Source organism: Micromonospora chalcea, from assembly GCF_002926165.1.
GTDB classification, from domain to species: Bacteria; Actinomycetota; Actinomycetes; order Mycobacteriales; family Micromonosporaceae; genus Micromonospora; species Micromonospora chalcea.
This window is the reverse complement of the sequence record NZ_MAGP01000001.1, coordinates 204652-223146: the sequence shown is the minus strand read 5'-3', so window position 1 is coordinate 223146 and position 18495 is coordinate 204652. Positions and strand designations below refer to the sequence as shown.

Annotated in this window: 16 protein-coding genes; 9 read left to right on the top strand and 7 right to left on the bottom strand. The window is 71.5% G+C overall.

Annotation, left to right across the window (positions count from 1 at the left end; genetic code table 11):
- Positions 1 to 45: 45 nt before the first annotated feature.
- From BAW75_RS00500 to BAW75_RS00490, 3 genes are all read left to right on the top strand, one after another.
- A complete protein-coding gene (locus BAW75_RS00500) occupies positions 46 to 1590 on the top strand; it encodes an NAD(P)-binding domain-containing protein (RefSeq protein WP_104112249.1) in 1545 nt (514 codons plus the stop codon).
- Positions 1580 to 3013: a class I adenylate-forming enzyme family protein gene (locus tag BAW75_RS00495; protein WP_104112248.1), complete on the top strand. Its 1434-nt coding sequence runs from the start codon at positions 1580 to 1582 to the stop codon at positions 3011 to 3013. The genes BAW75_RS00500 and BAW75_RS00495 overlap by 11 nt, the downstream gene beginning before the upstream one ends.
- Before the next feature lie 342 nt (positions 3014 to 3355).
- Positions 3356 to 4873 (top strand): copper resistance CopC/CopD family protein, encoded by a 1518-nt coding sequence (locus BAW75_RS00490; protein ID WP_104112247.1) that lies wholly within the window; start codon positions 3356 to 3358, stop codon positions 4871 to 4873.
- 27 nt (positions 4874 to 4900) lie between these two features.
- On the opposite strand, the gene BAW75_RS00485 is transcribed toward BAW75_RS00490, so the two are convergent.
- The 7 genes from BAW75_RS00485 to BAW75_RS00455 all read right to left on the bottom strand — a co-directional run bounded on the left by BAW75_RS00485 (position 4901) and on the right by BAW75_RS00455 (position 9706).
- Positions 4901 to 5824 (bottom strand): M56 family metallopeptidase, encoded by a 924-nt coding sequence (locus tag BAW75_RS00485; RefSeq protein WP_104112246.1) that lies wholly within the window; start codon positions 5822 to 5824, stop codon positions 4901 to 4903.
- Positions 5821 to 6183: a BlaI/MecI/CopY family transcriptional regulator gene (locus tag BAW75_RS00480; RefSeq protein ID WP_082930889.1), complete on the bottom strand. Its 363-nt coding sequence runs from the start codon at positions 6181 to 6183 to the stop codon at positions 5821 to 5823. Before BAW75_RS00480 ends, BAW75_RS00485 begins: the two co-directional genes overlap by 4 nt.
- Positions 6184 to 6270: 87 nt before the next feature.
- Positions 6271 to 6930, bottom strand: coding sequence for a DUF305 domain-containing protein (locus tag BAW75_RS00475; protein ID WP_104112245.1), 660 nt, complete (start codon positions 6928 to 6930; stop codon positions 6271 to 6273).
- 76 nt (positions 6931 to 7006) lie between these two features.
- Positions 7007 to 7420: a DUF6153 family protein gene (locus BAW75_RS00470; RefSeq protein ID WP_104112244.1), complete on the bottom strand. Its 414-nt coding sequence runs from the start codon at positions 7418 to 7420 to the stop codon at positions 7007 to 7009.
- Positions 7421 to 7530: 110 nt separating this feature from the next.
- Complete coding sequence (locus tag BAW75_RS00465) at positions 7531 to 8016, bottom strand: DUF3237 domain-containing protein (RefSeq protein WP_051610848.1); 486 nt, start codon at positions 8014 to 8016, stop codon at positions 7531 to 7533.
- A complete protein-coding gene (locus tag BAW75_RS00460) occupies positions 8013 to 8480 on the bottom strand; it encodes a MarR family winged helix-turn-helix transcriptional regulator (protein WP_198033248.1) in 468 nt (155 codons plus the stop codon). The genes BAW75_RS00465 and BAW75_RS00460 overlap by 4 nt, the downstream gene beginning before the upstream one ends.
- The gene (locus tag BAW75_RS00455; RefSeq protein WP_244205984.1) at positions 8477 to 9706 is read right to left on the bottom strand and encodes a flavin-dependent oxidoreductase; all 1230 of its coding nucleotides are present in this window, start codon (positions 9704 to 9706) and stop codon (positions 8477 to 8479) included. The genes BAW75_RS00460 and BAW75_RS00455 overlap by 4 nt, the downstream gene beginning before the upstream one ends.
- Before the next feature lie 238 nt (positions 9707 to 9944).
- On the opposite strand from BAW75_RS00455, the gene BAW75_RS00450 reads away from it, so the two are divergent.
- Genes BAW75_RS00450 through BAW75_RS00425 form a run of 6 tightly spaced genes read left to right on the top strand, consistent with a single transcriptional unit; the run spans position 9945 to position 18437 of the window.
- Positions 9945 to 10922, top strand: coding sequence for an ABC transporter substrate-binding protein (locus BAW75_RS00450; RefSeq protein ID WP_069088323.1), 978 nt, complete (start codon positions 9945 to 9947; stop codon positions 10920 to 10922).
- 7 nt (positions 10923 to 10929) lie between these two features.
- On the top strand, positions 10930 to 11700 hold the full coding sequence (locus BAW75_RS00445; RefSeq protein WP_104112242.1) for an ABC transporter permease: 771 nt from the start codon (positions 10930 to 10932) through the stop codon (positions 11698 to 11700).
- Positions 11697 to 12512 (top strand): ABC transporter permease, encoded by an 816-nt coding sequence (locus BAW75_RS00440; RefSeq protein WP_104112241.1) that lies wholly within the window; start codon positions 11697 to 11699, stop codon positions 12510 to 12512. Before BAW75_RS00445 ends, BAW75_RS00440 begins: the two co-directional genes overlap by 4 nt.
- The gene (locus BAW75_RS00435; RefSeq protein ID WP_043322950.1) at positions 12505 to 13323 is read left to right on the top strand and encodes an ABC transporter ATP-binding protein; all 819 of its coding nucleotides are present in this window, start codon (positions 12505 to 12507) and stop codon (positions 13321 to 13323) included. Before BAW75_RS00440 ends, BAW75_RS00435 begins: the two co-directional genes overlap by 8 nt.
- Positions 13324 to 13379: 56 nt before the next feature.
- A complete protein-coding gene (gene adhE, locus BAW75_RS00430; protein WP_244205978.1) occupies positions 13380 to 15974 on the top strand; it encodes a bifunctional acetaldehyde-CoA/alcohol dehydrogenase in 2595 nt (864 codons plus the stop codon).
- Positions 15975 to 16007: 33 nt separating this feature from the next.
- On the top strand, positions 16008 to 18437 hold the full coding sequence (locus tag BAW75_RS00425) for a phosphoketolase family protein (RefSeq protein ID WP_104112239.1): 2430 nt from the start codon (positions 16008 to 16010) through the stop codon (positions 18435 to 18437).
- Positions 18438 to 18495: the final 58 nt, after the last annotated feature.

Sequence of the window (18495 nt, the reverse complement as noted above, 5' to 3'; positions counted from 1 at the left end):
CGAATTCTCAGAACGCTCTGAGATCGAGTCGCTACGTTGCGGCGCATGACGGTCGACTATCTGATCATCGGAGCCGGACCGGCCGGGTTGCAGCTCGCTCACCTGCTGGAGCGCGACGGCCGCGACTACCTGGTCCTGGAGGCCGGCCCGGCGCCGGGCACGTTCTTCACCACCTACCCCCGGCACCGGCAACTCATCTCGATCAACAAGGTCTGGACCGGGTCCGACGATCCGGAGTTCAACCTGCGCGCGGACTGGAACTCGCTGCTCACCGACGATCCGGCGCTGCTGTTCAAGAACTACAGCCGCCGGTACTTCCCGGACGCGGCCGACCTGGTGCGCTACCTCGCCGACTTCGCACGCGGCCTCCGGGTCAGGTACGACACCCGGGTCACCCGGATCGCGCGCGACGGCGACCTGTTCACCGTCGACGCCGGCGACGACACCCTCACCGCCCGCCGGGTGGTCGTCGCCACCGGCGTGTCCCAGCTGTACGTCCCGCCGATCGAGGGCGCCGCGCTCGCCGAGCGGTACGACACGGTCAGCGTCGACCCGGACGACTTCACGAACCAGCGCGTCCTCATCATCGGCAAGGGCAACTCGGCCTTCGAGACCGCTGACGCCCTGGTCGAGACGGCCGCTGTCATCCACGTCGCCGGCCCGCACTCGATCAAGCTGGCGTGGCAGTCGCACTACGTCGGGCACCTGCGCGCGGTGAACAACAACTTCCTCGACACGTACCAGCTCAAGTCGCAGAACGCGGTCCTCGACGGCGTCGTCGAGCGGATCGCCCGGCGCGACGACGGCGGCTACCGGATCGACTTCCGGTACGCCCGCACGGTCGAGGCGATCCGGCAGATCGACTACGACCGGGTCATCCTCTGCACCGGATTCCGGTTCGACGCGAGCATCTTCGACCCGTCCGCCCGGCCGCGGCTGGTCATCAACGACCGCTTCCCCGAGCAGACCCCGGCGTACGAGTCGGTGAACATGCCCGGCCTCTACTTCGCCGGCACCCTCACCCAGCAGCGCGACTTCAAGCGCTCGACGAACGGGTTCATCCACGGCTTCCGGTACGGCGTGCGGGCCCTGCACCGGATCCTCGGCGCCCGCCACCACGACACCCCGTGGCCGGCCACGCCGCTGGAACCCACCCCGGAGGCGATCGCCGACGCGGTCATCGCCCGGATCAACCGCACCTCCGCGCTGTGGCAGCAGTTCGCGGTCCTCGGCGACGTCGTCGTCGTCGACGGCGACACCGCGCGCTACCACGAGGAGGTGCCCGTCGCGTACGTGCACGACGGCGGCCTGGGCCCGGAGCCGTTCGCGTTCGTGGTCACCCTGGAGTACGGGCCGGACCACGACCAGGTCGACCCGTTCGACGTCACGGTGCCGCGGATCGCCGAGAACGACGCCGCGCACGCGCACGACGCCAGCTACCTGCACCCGGTCGTCCGGGTCCATCGCGGCGGCCGGGTCGTCGCGACGCACCACCTCGCGGAGAACCTGGAGAACCACTGGAATCTGCCGGACGTGCACCACCAGCCGCTCGTGCTCTTCGTCAAGGGCGTGCTCTCCGATGCCGGCTGAGGTCTGGCCGCAGCCCGTGCTGGACCTGCTCGCCACCGGTGACGACCGGCCGGTCTTCGAGGACGGCGACCAGACCGTGACCACGGCCCAGATGTACCGGCTGGTCCGGCGCATCGCCGCCGGGCTCCGGGCCGCGGGGGCCGGCCCCGGCGTCGGGGTGGCCCTGCGGCTCGGCGTCACCGCGGAGGCGTTCGCGGCGATCATCGCGGCGTTCGCGGTCGGCGCCCGGGTATCCGGAATCCGCCCCGACCTGACACCGGCCCACCGCGCCTGGCAACTCGGCGAGAACACGCTGCTGGTCGACGACGCCCGGGTCGCCGAGTTGGCGGGCACCGCCGACGACGGAAGGCCGCTGATCGCCGCCGGTCGCCCGGACGACGTCGCCCGGATCGTCTGGACCAGCGGCAGCACCGGCAGCCCGAAGGGCTGCGCGCAGACGTACGCGGCGATGAGCGCCGCCTGGGCGCCGTACCCGGACCGGTGGCCCCCGGCGATCGCCGACCTCGCCACCCGGCTCCAGCGTTACCTGGTCTTCGGCTCGCTGAGCAGCCAGGTGATGCTGGAGTACGGCATCCTCACCCTGGCCGCGGGCGGCACCCTCGTCGCGGCCCGGCCCCCGGGCTTCCCCGGCATGATCGCCCGGCACCGGGCGACCGCCAGCGTCATCACCGTGGGCAAGCTGTACCAGCTCGTGCGCGACCAGCGCGCCGATCCGGTCGACCTGAGCAGCCTGCGGGCCCTGCTGGTGTCCGGCTCCCCACTCCCACCGGGCCGGCTGTCCGAGGCGCTCGACGTGCTCGGCCCCGTCGTCTTCCACGGCTACGGCCAGACCGAGACCGGGATGATCACGATGGTGACGCCGGCCGAGATGCTGGCGTCCCCGGCCGCGCTCGCCTCGGTCGGCCGCCCACCGGCGGTGACCGCGCTGTCCATCCGGGACGCCGACGGCCGGCCCGCCACCGAGGGGGAACTGTTCGTGCGGACACCGGCGCAGGCCACCGCCTACTGGGACGACCCGGACGAGACCGCCGACGTGTTCGTCGACGGCTGGGTGCGCACCCGCGACCTGGCCCGGCTGGACGGCGACGGCTACCTGCACCTGCTCGGCCGGATCCGGGACGTCGTCATCGTGCACGCCAACCTGGTGTACGCCGGCCCGATCGAGCGGGTCCTCGCCGCCGATCCCACGGTCGCCGAGGCGTACGTCGTCGGCCGTCCCGACGACGTCACCGGGGAGGCGGTGCACGCGTACGTGGTGCCGGCCGCCGGTCACGACATCGATGCCGGGCGGCTGCGTGCCGTGGTGACGGAGGCGCTGGGCGACTCGTCGGCACCGAAGACGATCCAGGCCATCGAGCGGGTTCCGGTGGCGGCGAGCGGCAAGCCGGACAAGCGCGCCCTGGCGTACCCGACACCCACATGACCTTCACCGGTCGTCACGGTCGGCGCGCTCCTGCTCGGGTACGCGCTGATCGTGCCGTGGATCTACGCGGGAGTGCAGATCTGAGGCCCGGAGCGCGAACACCTACGTGACGCGGTAGGCGGTGTAGCGCACCGGTCGGCCTCGCGGATCGCCGACGCCACGAAGACGCACTGCTCCGTTGACCAGGCCAGCTCTCTACTACCAACTGCTAGTAGTTCCCTTAGGATGGCGACCGCATCAGGTCGGAGCGATGGGCGCCGGCTCCACGCCTCCTCGACGAAGGGATCAGCGGTGCCTTTCCCGGGGCGTCATCGGTCACCGGCGCGCGGCGCGGCACGGTGGATGCTGCTGGTGTGGCTGGCGTGCTGCCCCGCCGTGTTCGTGGTGCTCGGGTTCGCGTCGCCCGCCGCCGCGCACTTCAAGCTGCTCAAGGTCGTACCGGCGGACGGCACGCGCGTGGACGCCGCGGTCGCGGAGATCCGGCTGACGTTCAGCGCCCCCGGCACGCCCACCGCGGCCGGCTTCCGGCTCTCCCGCGAGGGTGCGGCCGTTCCGGTGACCACTCACACCCCCGACGGGGGCCGTACCTGGCTGGTCCACCCCTCCGCCGCGTTGACCGACGGGGAGTTCACGCTGCGCTGGAGCGTGGCCGCCCCGGACGCCCATCCCCTGACCGGCGATGTCACGTTCACCGTGGTCCCGGCCGACGCGCCACCGGGCGCGACGGCCACCCCCCGGCCCACGGCCGGTTCGCACGGGCACACCGGTCACGGTGGACCGGCCGTTCCGTCGGCGTCCCCACCGGCCCATTCCGCTGGGCACGCGGTGGGTCACACGGCTGACGCCGACCAGGGTTCGGTGCGGTTCGTCGGCACGGCGGGGCGGTGGCTGTCCTACGGGGCGATCCTGCTCGGTGTGGGTGGTCTGGTCTTCGCGCTGACCACACTGGTGGGTACGCGCAGCGACATCCGGCTGGTCCAGGTCTGGGTACGCGTCGCCGGGCTGACTGTGGCGGCCGGTGTGGTGCTCGAACTGGCGGCCCTGGCGGCCGTGTTCGGCGGGGGCGGTCTCACCTCGGCGGTCAGCGTACCGGCGCTGACCGCGCTCGGCCGTACGCCGGTGGCCGCCGGGCTGGGCCTGCGGTTCGCCGGTGCGGCCGGGTTGCTCGTGGCCGGTTCCCTGGAAGCGGCGCTGATCCGGGGCCGGCACGCGGTCGGGCGGCATGCCGTGGCGACGGTCGCCGCGATCCCGACCGCCCCTCGTCCCCTGGCCGTGCCGCCCGCCGGTGACGTGAGCGGCGGCGAGGCGCAGCGGATACGCGCGCGAGCGGTCCGGCCGGTGCTCCTCGGTGTCACAGTGGCGCTGCTGCTCGGTTCGTTCCTGTTCGACGGGCACACCGTCACCGCGGGACCGCGGATGATCGTCGTGGCGGCGGACGTCGCGCACACGTTCGCCGCGGCGGTGTGGGTCGGCGGGGTTCTGCTCCTGGCGGCGTTGCTGTTCGGGCGTGCGCGTCTCGGTGTGCCGACGGGCGCCGCCGAGATGGCGGTGCGATTCTCCGTTCCGGCCAGCGCCGCCGTGGCGTTGACGGGTGCCGCAGGCGTCGCACTGACAGTGGCGATCCTGGATCGACCCGGTCACCTGGTGAGCACCGGTTGGGGACGGGTGCTCCTGGTCAAGGTCGCGTTGGTGGCGGTCGTGGCCGTCGTCGGGCTTTACAACAGCAGGCGGGTGGTGCCCCGGCTGGACGACCCCACCCCGGACGGGATGCGTCGCCTGCGCCGCACGGTGCTGGCGGAGGCGGTGTTGATGGTGGCTGTCCTGCTGGCCACCGCGATCCTGGTCAACACCGGCACGTAGGCCGCGACGCCCGGGTGGTCCCGGGGTCTACAGGCAGAACAGGATGCCGGTGACCACACCGGCGCCCAGCGGGGCCGCCAGGGTGGTCGAGGCGAGCACGGCACGGGCGAGCAGGTTACGGCGGTGCGGGCGGCGCCCCTGGAGGCGCTGCAGCCGGATGGCCACATCGGCACCGGCCATCGACAGCGCGGACGGCGGGTGCGGCGCGCCGGCGAAGGTCAGCAGCGCGTCGCGGACGGCGGTCGGGCCGCACTCGCGGACGGCGGCGGCGTCGGCGCGCAGTTCGACGAGCAGGCGCACGGCCGCGGGCGCCTGGCGGGTCAGGGGCAGCCACGGTACGGCGGCGGCGAGCCCTTCCACGGCGGCCACCAGGAGGTGGTGACGCTCCCGCAGGTGTGCCCGCTCATGGCTGAGCACCGCGGCGAGCTGCTCGGCCGGCAGGTCACCGGCGGCGCTGGCCAGCACCGTCAGCCCGCCGGATCCGCCGAGGCTGTAGGCCATCGGGGTCGGATGGGGGATCCACAGCACCGCCGCCTCGCCGCGCTCCGACGGGTCGCCGGCGAGCGTGAGCAGGTCGGCGTGGGCGCGGCGGGCACGGCGGGCGCGCAGCGCCCGGCGGGTGCAGGTCGCCGTGAACCGGGCGAGCAAGGCCAGCAGGAGCAGCGCGCCGGTCGCCCCGACGATCTCGTCGACGGCGGGCGGCCGGCTGGGTTGCGCCCAGTGCCAGCAGATGCGGGCGAGATCGTGCAGCGCCCACTGCCGGGTGCTGCCCGGCGCGAGGAGCATCACGGTGGCGAGGACGAAGGTGGCGAACACCGCGACGATCAGGCCGAGCCAGCCGAGCAGCATCGCGACGGGGTCGGCGACGTGCCGGAAGCACAGCCGCAAGGCGGCGGGGCCACACCAGGCGACCATCGCCGCGCCGGTGACGAGGGCGAGCGCGAGGCTCACTTCCCGGACTCCCGCTCGTCCAGGACCTGCCGCAGGATGTGCAGCTCGCGGTCAGAGGCGGATCGGGCGAAGTGCAGGAGCACCAGGTCGGGGTGGGTGCTCGTCTCGACGACCCGGCGCAGTGTCCGCGCGATGATCTCCTCGCGGGTACCGGCGGCACGGTAGCGGTAGGCCTTGCCGTCCTTCTCCCGTACGGCCCAGCCCTTGCGGTGCAGGTTGTCCAGCACGGTCAGAACCGTCGTGTACGCCAGGACCCGGTCGGTGGTCACCGCGTCGAGGACGTCGCGCACGAGCACGGGCTCGGGCGCACGCCACAGGACGTCCATCACTGCCGATTCGAGTCGGCCCAGTTCCGCCACGCGCTCTCCCTTCGTGCCGGTCAGGGTACGTCAGGTGTCGTGGCGGTGCGGCCGGTCCCGACGCCGGGGCCGGCCGCACCCGGTCGCCTACAGGCGGTCGAGGATCTTCTGCAGGGTCTGCACCTCGGCGGCCTGATCCGAGGCGATCCTGGCGGCCAGCGCCTTGGCCTCGGGGTTGCTCCCGTCGGCCTGTTCGGTCCTGGCCATGTCGATGGCACCCTTGTGGTGGGCGATCATCATCTCGGCGAACATCTTGTCGAAGGCAGCGCCGTTCGCCGCGGCGAGGTCCTTCATCTGCTGTTCGGACAGCATGCCGGGCATCCCCGAGTCCATCCCCGGCATGCCGTGCCCGGGCGTGGCGCTCATGCCGGGCATGTTGTGGTCGCTGGGCAGGTCCGTGGGCTTGCCCCAGGCCGTGAGCCACCCCTTCATGGTGGCGATCTCCGGATCCTGCGCCGCCTTGATCTTCGCGGCCAGGGCCTTCAGGTCGGGGTCGCTCGCGCGCGTCGGGGCCAGGTCGGCCATCGTGACGGCCTGCTGGTGGTGCGGGATCATCATCTGGGCGAACATCACGTCGGCGTCGTTGACGGTGGCGCCGGCCGAGGGCGAGGCGCCCGCCGCGGAACTGCTGCCGGTGCCGTGCGTCATGCCGCCGGTGTCGTCCGCGCCGCCGCAGGCGGCGGTGGCGATCAGGGCGGACAGGGCGACGCCCGTGAGGGCGGCGCGGCGCAGGATGGTCGGTTTCATCAGTACGTGGTCCTTGTCGTGAGGTGTTCCGGAACGGAGTCGTCGGGTCCGGGCGAGACGCCGGACCGTGCTCTCCTCACGTCCGCAGGACCGTTACGGCTCGCAGTCGCAGCCCGATGGCCGGCCGGGGTGGACCCCGGTCCGGGCGGTTCACCCGGGACCAGGGGCCGGTCGGTGTGCCGGTGCCCCGGCGGCGTCGGCGCAACAGGGCCAGGACGCCGAGGACCAGGGCGCCGCCCAGCACCGCCAGGCACACGGTGAACGCGTGCGTCCCGTCGCGGTGCCCGGGCGAGCCGTCCGGTCCGTGTGCGGCGTCAGGCGCGGCGGCGATCTCGTGGGCGGCGCCGGCGTCGTGGCCGGTGCTTCCGTGTGCGGCGCTCGCGTGGGCGGCGTCGGGTCCGGCCGGGTGGCCGAAGGTGTGCATGCCGAACACCCCGAACGCCACGGCGACGAACAACGCCAGCCGCAGCAGGGGGTGAGTGCGTCCCATCCCACCCCCTCCGCAGGCTCGAGCATCTACTACAGGCGCATAGTAGATGGGATAGCACAGGGGCCGGGCACGGGGAGGGCGATCGCGCACAACCCGCCGCCCGGGACCACCTAGGTGACGCGGTAGGCGGTGTAGCGCACCCGGTCGGCCTCGCGGATCGCCGACGCCACGAAGATCGACTGCTCCAGCGCGGCCAGCGCGGGCACCGACGTCTCCAGTCGTACGCCCAGCCGGAAGTAGTACTCGGCGGGGTCGACCGCGTCGCCGCGCAACAACGCCGCGAGGATCTCAGGGCGGCCGCTGCGGACGCCGAACGTCCGGAGGTAGACGTGGCCGCCGTCGGCGGTACGCGCCGAGTAGCGCGTGTCGATCTCGATCGCGCCGTCGGGGCGGACCAGCTGCCAGTCGGCGCCGCCGGGCAGGATGTCGGCGTCGAACAGGCCGGTGACCCGGCCGCCGACGACAGGCACCACGCGCCGGTGGCCCGCGCGGGTCACCCCGTGGTCCTCCAGCGCGCCGAGCCGCACCTCCACGTCGAACGCGGCCTCCAGTCCGGGCACCGCCGGGGCGCTGACCGCGGGTCGACGCGTACTCATGGGGTGTCCTTGGTGTCCGCGAGCGCGTCCCGCAGGCGCTCCAGCGCGGGCACCGCGGCGGCGAGGGCCGCGCGGTCCGCCGCCGACAGGGTGGCCGCGGCGCGGGCGACCAGGTCTCCGCTCGCGAGGTCGAAGCGGTCGAACAGGTCGAGGGCCTTCGGGGTGGCCAGGACGTCGACGTGGCGGTGGTTGCCGGGACGGGGGCGGCGCTCGACCAGGCCGTTGCCCTCCATCGTGGTGAGCAGGTTGCTGACCGTCGAGCGGCTCAGGCGGAGTCGTTCGGCCAGCTCACCGGGGCCGGACACGGTGCCGCGGGGCAGTGCCCGCACAATCTCGATCTGCGCGTCCGGGATCTCCGGCAGGTGCTCGGCGGCCCGGGCGGCGGCGAGCAGCGTGCGGCGCAGCGGTGAGATGACCGAGGCCAGGCGTGCCGCGTCCAGTTCGGCCGATTCGGGGCCGGTCACGGCAGGACACCGGAGAAGACCGTCGGCGTCAGGGAGGCGCGTTCGTTGAGATCGGCGGGCAGGAAGCCGGCCGCCTTCTTGTAGCCGGTGGCGATCTCGGTGAGCTCCTCCGGCGGGATGACGTCGTGGATGTGCGCGAACCCGTCCGGCGCGCGCTCGCGGGCGAGCACCATCACCTGCTCCGGGCCCTGCCGCCGGTTGCTCAGCACGAGCGCGGTGGTCGCCGGCCGCCGGTCCGCCTCGTAGGCGTCCAGCGCCGCCGGGACCGTCGTCGCGGTGGCGAGGTGGAAGGCGAGGGTACGCGCGTCCAGGATCGCCTGCGACGCCCCGTTGGAGCCGTTCGGGTACATCGGGTGTGCCGCGTCTCCGAGCAGTGTCGTGTTCCCGTGGGTCCACGTGTCGATGGGGTCGCGGTCCACCATGGGGTATTCGAGGATCTCGTCGGCGGCGGCCAGCAGTTCCGGCACGTCGAGCCACGGGAAACGCCAGTCCGCGAAGAGCGCGACGACGGGCGCGGGGTCGACGGTCCGGTTCCAGTCCGCGTTGGGCCCGGCGAAGCCGGGGCCGCGCCGCTCGGCCACGACGTTGATCACGCCGGGACCGATCGGGTACGCGACGAACTTCTGCTCCGCGTCCCCCGCCATGATCATGGTTCGCCCGTCCAGGAATCCGGGTGCCCGGGCCGTCCCCCGCCACAGTGTCAGCCCGTTCCAGATCGGCGGCCCTTCGTCGGGCTGATGTTGCCGGCGCAGCGCGGAGTGGATGCCGTCCGCGCCGACGATCAGGTCGGCCGCGACGCTCACCTCTCCCGCTGCCGCGGCGAAGCGTGCGACGCCGTCGTGGACGCCGACGAGCCGGTGCCCGGTGCGCACCACGTCGGCGCCCAGCCGTTCCCGCACCACGGCGAGCAGTTCCATCTGGAACCGGCCGCGGTGCACGGAAAGCTGCGGCCAGCGATATCCGGCGTCCAGTCCGCGCGGCTCGCTCCAGATCTGCTGACCGTGCCGGTTGTAGTAAGCCAGTGTGCCGGGTGCGGCGCCCAGCCTTTCCACGCGTTCTCCGAGACCCAATTCGGTCAGCTCTCGGACGGCGTGCGGAAGCAGATTGATCCCGACGCCGAGTGGGCGCAGCGCGTCGGCGCGCTCATAGACGGCGATGTCACGGAAGCCGGCCCGGTGCAGGCTGAGCGCGGTGGTGAGGCCACCGATACCAGCGCCCACGATCACGATCGCCAAGTCGTCGCCCCCTCCGCCACCGCACAGTTTGGTCACAAAATCGTCGTTCGTCAAGACGCATTGTCATCGAGGTCGGACCGCTTCGGGCGCAATGCGAGTCGCCTTATCAGAATTCTTGACAATCAATCAACTCTGCACGACGCTGATCGACGCGGTCGGATGGTTCACCTCTGTTCGCCGGCCCCCACTCCTCCGGATGCACCAGCGCTTCGCACGGAAGGGCTCGTCCATGAAGAAGGTCACCGCCCTGGCTGTTCTCGCCAGCGTCGCGATCGCCCTGACCGGCTGCACCGACTCCGACGCCACCGACCCGTCCCCCGGGTCCAGCGGCGAGCTGCGCAAGGTCCGCGTGGCGGCACTGCCCATCAGCGAGACCGCCGCGCTGTGGGGCGGCATCAAGGCGGGCATCTTCCGGGAGCAGGGGCTCGACGTGGAGGTGGTGCCCGCACAGGGCGGGGCCCAGGCCATCCCGGCCCTGATCAACGGCGACATCGACTTCGCCATCGGTCAGCCGTTCGGCCCGTTCCGGGCCGACCTGCAGAACCTCGGCGTGGTGATCATCGGCAACTACGCGTCGTCCTACGCCGACGGTGACGACATCAACGCCGTGCTGGCGTCGGCGAAATCCGGCATCACCCGGCCGTCCCAGCTCGCCGGGCGCAAGGTGTCGGTGAACAGCCTGGGTGCCGCCGGCGACGTCACGATCATGGCGGCGGTCGAGAAGGACGGCGGCGACCCCACCAAGGTCAAGTTCGTCGAGGTGGCCTTCCCGGACGCGCCCGCCCAGCTCGCCGCCGGCAACATCGACGCCGCCTGGGTGACCGAGCCGTTCATCACCCAGATGCGCAAGCGCGGCGACGTCCTCGTGGTCGCTCCGTACCAGGCCACCGTCCCCGGACTCACCACCCTGACGACGATCACGTCGAGCAAGCTGAAGGACTCCGACGCCGCCCTGGTCGCGGACTTCTCGGCGGCGATGAAGAAGACGCTCGCCTGGGCCAAGGATCCGGCCAACGAGAAGGATCTGCGCCAGGCCATCAAGGACAACCTCGAACTGCCGGAGGCGGTGGCGGACTCCGTGCGGCTCCCGTCGTTCGGGTGGGAGCTCGACCGGGCCGGCCTGGAGCAACTGGCGACGCTCGCCCAGAAGTACCGCGTGCTCGACCGGCGCCCCGACTTCGACCGCCTCATCCAGCAGCAGCAGTAGCCGGCCGATGCGCAAGATCCTGCTGGGCGCCGTCGGCCTGCTGGGGTTCCTCGTCGTCTGGCAACTGATCCCGGCGCTGGGGCTGGTCGACCCGGACTACCTGCCGTACCCCACCGACGTGTTCGGACGGCTGGCCCAGGAGGTCCGCGACCTGGCGTTCTGGCGTCGGGTCCGGCTCACCATGACGTCGTGGGCGATCGGTCTGACGGTGGCGACGCTCGCGGCGGTCGCGCTGGGCACCGTGGTCGGGATGGTGCCGTTCCTGCGTCGCGCGACCCACACGACAGTCGAGTTCCTGCGACCGGTGCCGTCGGTCGCGCTGATCCCGCTGGCCGTGCTGATGTTCGGCCTGCAGATGCGCGCCGCGCTCGTCATCATCGTCTACGCGGCGTTCTGGCAGGTGTTCGTGCAGGTGATCTACGGCGTCGCCGACGTCGACAGCGTCGCCCGGGACACCGCGCGGAGTTTCGGCCTCACCCGCGCCGAGCGGCTGCGCTACCTCATCCTGCCGACCGCTCTGCCGTACCTGATGACCGGCCTGCGCCTCGGCGCGGCGGTCGCGCTCATCCTGCACGTCACCGCCGAGATGGTGATCGGCAACCCCGGCCTCGGTCGGATGATCGAGCTGTCCCGCTCCGCCGGTGACGCCGTCGGCCTGTACGGCCTCGTCGTGGTCACCGGGATGCTCGGCCTGCTGGTGAACGTCGTGTTCCGCTTCGTCGAACGCCGCTCGCTGGCCTGGCACCAGTCGGTGCTCGCGGACGAGGCGGCCCGATGACCGCCGTCGGCGCGACAAAGGCCCGCCCTCGTGACCTGGGCGTCAGGGTCGCCGAGAACCTCCTGTTCGCGGTCGGCCTTCCGGTCCTGGCCGTGGGCCTCTGGGCGGTCTGGTCCACCCGGTCGACGAGCCGGTTCCTCGTCGGCCCCGGCACGCTCCTCGACGCGTTCCGGCAGACCTGGATCGGCCCGGCGTTCGTCGAGGACGTCCTGCCGAGCGTGTACCGGCTCCTGATCGGCCTGTTCGCGTCGATCCTGCTCGGCGTCGCCGCCGGCGTCGTCATCGGCCGGCTCCGCCCGCTACGCGAGATGCTCGAGCCGCTGCTGGAGTTCTTCCGCGCGATTCCGCCGCCGGTGCTGATCCCGGTCGCGATGCTCCTGCTCGGCATCACCGACACCATGAAGGTCGTCGTCATCACCTCCGGCGCGATCTGGCCGATCCTGCTGAACACGATCGAAGGCGTCCGGTCGACCGACAGCGTGATGCTGGAGACCGCGCGCTCGTTCCGGATCTCGCGGTGGGACCGGCTGTGGCTGCTGATCCTCCCGGCGGCGAGTCCGCGCATCATGACCGGCGTACGGCAGGCGCTCTCGGTGGCCCTGATCCTCATGGTCATCTCGGAGATGTTCGCGTCGTCGGCGGGCCTCGGCTACCGGATCGCCTACTTCCAGCGGAACTACCTCATCGCCGAGATGTGGAGCGGCATCCTCCTGCTCGGCCTCATCGGCGTCTTCCTCGCCGTGGCCTTCGGTGTCGTCGAACGCCGCGTCCTGCGCTGGTACCACGGAATGAAGGAGATCACCCGTGCCTGACGGGACCCCCCTGTTGCGGGTCGAGCACCTGCGGAAGGTCTACGCCTCCGGCCGGGGCGAGGTCGAGGCGATCGGGGATCTCAGCTTCACCATGGATCCCGGTGAGCTGCTGTGCGTCGTCGGTCCCTCCGGCTGCGGCAAGACCACGCTCCTGAAATGCCTCGCCGGACTGCTGCGGCCCACCAGCGGCCTGGTCGAGATGGAGGGCTCGCCGGTGACCGGGCCGAGCCCGGCGATGGCCGTGGTCTTCCAGGAGTACGGCCGCAGCCTCTACCCGTGGCTGACCGTCCGCGGCAACGTGGAGCTTCCGCTCCGCCACAAGAAGCTCTCCCGCGCCGAACGCGCCCGGCTGGTCGCCGACGCCCTCGACGCGGTCGGGCTGCCGCAGTCGGCGCGCAGCCACCCGTGGCAGCTCTCCGGCGGAATGCAGCAACGGGTGGCGATCGCCCGCGCCATCGCGTACCAGCCGGACGTGCTGATCATGGACGAGCCGTTCGCCGCGGTGGACGCGCAGACCCGCGCGGACCTGGAGGACCTCGTCCGCGAACTGCACCTGACCCGGGGGATCTCCACCGTCTTCGTGACGCACGACATCGACGAGTCCGTCTACCTGGGCCAGCGCGTGCTCGTCCTGTCGAACTCACCGACCCGGGTGCAGGAGGACCTGGTGATCGACCTCCCGGCGGAACGCGATCAGCTCACCACCCGGGCCCTGCCCCGGTTCACCGAACTGCGGACCCACGTCTACGAGCAGATCCAGCGGGCCAAGCGCGGGCCGGTGGTCCCGTCCTCGCGGGCCCACCGGCCATAGTCGCATCGATCACCGCGGATCTATGTTCGGGGTGACGACCGATGGAGGGCGGAAGCATGATCGGAACCCTGGTGGAGAACGGTCTCACGGCGTTGGCCGCCTACGACTCCTACGGCCAGGAACAGATCGACGGGATCGTGAAGAAGGCGTCGGTGGCGGCGCTCGGCCGGCACGCCGAACTCGCGATGCTCGCGGTCGAGGAGACCGGTCGCGGCGTGTTCGAGGACAAGGCGGTGAAGAACATCTTCGCCTGCGAACACGTCACCAACCACATGGCCGACGTCCGCACGGTCGGGGTGATCGCTCAGGACGACATCACGGGCATCACCCAGATCGCCGAGCCGGTCGGCGTGGTGGCCGCGGTGACGCCCGTGACGAACCCGACCTCGACCACCATCTTCAAGGCGCTGCTGGCCCTCAAGACCCGCAACCCGGTCATCTTCGCCTTCCACCCGGCGGCGCAACGGTGCAGCCAGGAAGCGGCCCGCACGGTCCGCGACGCCGCCGTCGCCGCCGGTGCGCCGGAGCACTGCATCCAGTGGATCGACGAGCCGTCGGTGGCCGCGACGAACGAACTGATGCGCCATCCCGACGTCTCGGTGGTCCTGGCGACAGGCGGCAACGCCATGGTCCGGGCCGCCTACTCCACCGGCAAACCGGCGCTGGGCGTCGGCGCCGGGAACGTCCCCGCGTACCTGGAGGCGTCGGCCGACGTGGCCCGCGCGGTGAACGACGTGGTGCTGTCCAAGGCGTTCGACAACGGCATGATCTGCGCCTCCGAGCAGGCCGTCATCATCGACGACGCGATCCGGCCGGCCGCCCTCGCCGAGTTCCGGCGACTGCACGCCCACATCGCGACGCCGGAGGAGAAGTCGCTGCTGGAGAAGCTGCTCTTCGGCTCCGGGAAGCTCAACCCGGACGTGGTCGGGCAGCCGGTGACCTGGATCGCCGAACACGCCGGATTCCCGGTCGACCCGGACACCTCGGTCATCCTGGTTCCGGTCGACCGGGTCGGCCCGGCCGAGCCGCTGACCCGGGAGAAGCTCTGCCCGGTGCTCGCCCTGCTGCCCGCCACCGGCCACGACCAGGGATTCGAGTACGCCGAGCAGATGGTCGAGTTCGACGGCCTGGGGCACAGCGCCGTCATCCACACGCGCGACGCCGACCTGGCCGAGGCGTACGGCCGCCGGGTCAAGGCCGTCCGGATCATCTGGAACGCGCCGGCCTCGCAGGGCGGCATCGGCGACATGTACAACGCCTTCCTGCCGTCGCTGACGCTGGGCTGCGGAAGCTACGGCCACAACTCGGTGTCGCACAACGTCACAGCGGTCGACCTCATCAACATCAAGCGGGTGGCCCGGCGGACGAACAACCTGCAGTGGTTCAAGGTGCCGCCGAAGATCTACTTCGAGCCGAACGCGATCCGCTACCTCGCCGACATGCCCGGCGTCCGCCGGGTCACCGTGGTGACCGACCACACCATGACCAGACTGGGGTACGTGGACCGCGTGCTGTCCGTGCTGCACCGCCGCCGCGAGCAGGTCGCCCTGCAGATCATCGACGACGTCGAGCCGGAGCCCAGCGTACAAACGGTCGACCGGGGCGCCGAGTTGATGCGCTCGTTCCGGCCGGACACCATCGTCGCGCTCGGGGGCGGTTCGGCGATGGACGCCGCCAAGGTGATGTGGCTGCGCTACGAGCACCCCGAGGTGGTCTTCGCCGATCTGCGGGAAAAGTTCTTCGACATCCGCAAACGCGCCTTCAAGTTCCCCACCCTCGGCGCGCTGGCCCAGCTCGTCTGCGTTCCGACCACCTCCGGCACCGGAGCCGAGGTCACCCCGTTCGCGGTCATCACCGACACCGATTCCGGCAAGAAGTACCCGCTCGCCGACTACGCGCTCACCCCGAGCGTGGCGATCGTCGACCCGGTCCTGGCCGCCGACCTGCCGGCGGTGGTCACCGCGGACAGCGGCTTCGACGCGCTCACCCACGCCATCGAGTCGTACGTGTCGGTCTACGCCAACGACTTCACCGACGGTCTGGCTCTGCACGCCGTCCGGCTCATCTTCGGCAACCTCGCCCGGGCCGTGCACCAGGGCGCCGCGGACCCGGTGGCCCGCGAGAAGATGCACAACGCCGGCACGATCGCCGGCATGGCGTTCGGCAGCGCCTTCCTCGGCATCGTGCACGCCATGTCGCACACCCTGGGTGCCACGTTCCACGTCGCACACGGGCGCACCAACGCGATCCTGCTCCCGCACGTCATCAGGTACAACGGGACCGTGCCGAGCAAGCTCACCGGCTGGCCCAGGTACGAGACGTACCGGGCGCCGCAGCGCTTCGCCGACATCGCCCGTACCCTCGGGCTGCCCGCGGCCACCGACGCCGAAGCGGTCGAAGCCCTGGCCACGGCGATCGAGCGCCTGCGCGACGAGGTCGGCATCGAGCCGTCGTTCGCGGCCGTCGGGGTGGACGAGCGGGCCTTCCTCGCCGCGCTGCCGCAGCAGGCGCTGAACGCGTACGAGGACCAGTGCGCGCCGGCCAATCCGCGGATGCCGATGCTCGGCGACATGCAGGAACTGATGCGCGCCGCGTACTACGGATCGAGAGGGCCGAAGGTCCCGCGGCTTGCGGTCTGCGGCCCCCGGTGAACGAGCCCGGCTGGGCCTAACCTGGGTCCGGACATGACGAGATCAGTGAAAGGAAGCACGGTGACCGCGGTCGAATCCGAAATCCGTACGCTCGCCGAACTCGACGACACCGAACTCGCCCGTCTGGACGCGTGGTGGCGGGCGAACAACTACCTGACCATCGGGCAGATCTACCTGCAGGGCAACCCGCTGCTGCGCGAGCCGCTGTCGACCGAGCACATCAAGCCGCGCCTGCTCGGCCACTGGGGAACCAGCCCCGGCCTGTCGCTGATCTACGCGCATGTCTCCCGGCTGATCCGGCACACCGGTCAGCAGGCGATCTACCTGGCCGGCCCGGGCCACGGCGGGCCGGCGCTGGTGGCCGCCGGCTATCTGGAGGGCACCTACAGCGAGATCTACCCGGACGTCCGCCAGGACGAGGCCGGGATGCTGCGCCTGTTCCGGCAGTTCTCCAGCCCGGGCGGCATCCCGTCGCACGTGTCGGTGACCACCCCGGGCTCCATCCACGAGGGTGGCGAGCTGGGCTACGTCCTGGTCCACGCGTTCGGCGCGGTGATGGACAACCCGGACCTGCTGGCCATCGCGGTGGTGGGCGACGGCGAGGCCGAGACCGGGCCGCTCGAGGGCTCCTGGAAGGGCGTGTCCTTCCTCAACCCCGAACGCGACGGCGCCGTCCTGCCGATCCTGCACCTCAACGACGCCAAGATCTCCGGTCCCACCGTACTCGGGCGCAAGGACCCCGAGGAGGTACGCCACCTGCTGCGGGGCCACGGCTACGACGTCATCGAGGTCGAGGGCTCCGACCTGCCCGGCATGCACCACCGCTTCGCCGCCGCGCTCGCCGCCGCGTGGACGAGGATCCGCGACATCCAGACCGCCGCCCGTGACGGTTCCTGGGACGGCACCCGCCCGACCTGGCCGCTGATCGTCCTGCGGTCGCCGAAGGGCTGGACCGGCCCGGACACCGTCGACGGGACGCCGGTCACCGGCACGTGGCGCTCGCACCAGGTGCCGCTGTCCGGCGTCAAGGACAACCCGGAGCACCTCGCGCTGCTCGAGCGCTGGCTCAGGTCGTACCGTCCGGAGGAGCTGTTCGATTCCACCGGCGCGCCGGTGGCGCTGATCCGGGACCAGGCCCCCGACGGCGACCTGCGGATGAGCGCCAGCCCGCACGCCAACGGCGGACTGCTGACCCGGGACCTGGACCTGCCGGACTTCCGGTCGTACGCGATCGAGGTGCCCCGGCCGGCGCAGCAGCGGGCCGAGTCCACGCGCAAGCTGGGCGAGATGATCCGCGACATCTACACGCGCAACGCCGACCGGTTCCGGTTGTTCTGTCCGGACGAGACCAACAGCAACCGCCTCGGCAGCGTCTTCGACGTCTCCGACCGTGCCTTCATGGAGCGGGTGACACCGGAGGACGTGGCGATCGGCCGCGACGGCCGGGTGATGGAGGTGCTGAGCGAGCACAACTGCCACGGCTGGCTGGAAGGCTACAACCTGACCGGCCGGCACGGCATGTTCGCCACCTACGAGGCGTTCGCGATGGTCAGCGCCTCGCAGACCGTGCAGCACGGCAAGTGGTTGCAGGAGGCCAAGCACCTGCCCTGGCGGGCGAAGGTGCCGAGCCTCAACGTGCTGCTCACCTCGACGGCGTGGCGCAACGACCACAACGGCTTCTCCCACCAGGGGCCGGGCCTGATCCAGGTGGTGCTCACCCAGCGGGGCGACGTCGCCCGGGTCTACCTGCCGCCGGACGCCAACACCCTGCTGTCGGTGGCCGACCACTGCTTCCGGTCACGGTCGTACATCAACCTGATCGTCATCGACAAGCAGCCGCAGCTGCAGTACCTGTCCATGGACGAGGCGATCGAACACTGCGCCCGCGGCGCGGGGATCTGGGAGTGGGCCGGCACCGACGACGGCACCAGCGATCCCGACATCGTCCTGGCCTGCGCCGGCGACGTCGTCACCATGGAGACGGTCGCGGCGGCGCAGATCCTGCGCGAGCGGCTGCCCGGGCTCAAGGTCCGCGTGGTCAACGTGGTCAACCTGATGACCCTGGTCCGGCCCAAGGACCACCCGCACGGCATGAGCGAGACCCTGTTCACCGAGCTGTTCACCGACGACGTCGACGTGATCTTCTCCTTCCACGGCTACCCCGGCGCGATCCACCAGCTCGTCCACGGCCGCCCGGACGCGGACCGGTTCCGCGTGCGTGGCTTCATCGAGCAGGGCACGACCACCACCCCGTTCGACATGACGGTGCGCAACAAGGCGTCGCGGTACCACCTCGTGATGGACGCCATCAACAACGCCAAGCGCCTCCCGCGCGGCGCCGCCGACCTCAAGGCGTGGTGCCGCAGCCAGCTCGACCGCCACGAGACGTACGTGGTGGAGCACCTGGAGGACATGCCCGAGGTGCGCGACTGGGCCCTCGGCGACTGGGCCGCGCGCGGCTGAGGCAGGCGGAGACGGTGACGCCGCCCGGCGTCACCGTCTCCGTTCGCGTACGGGCGGG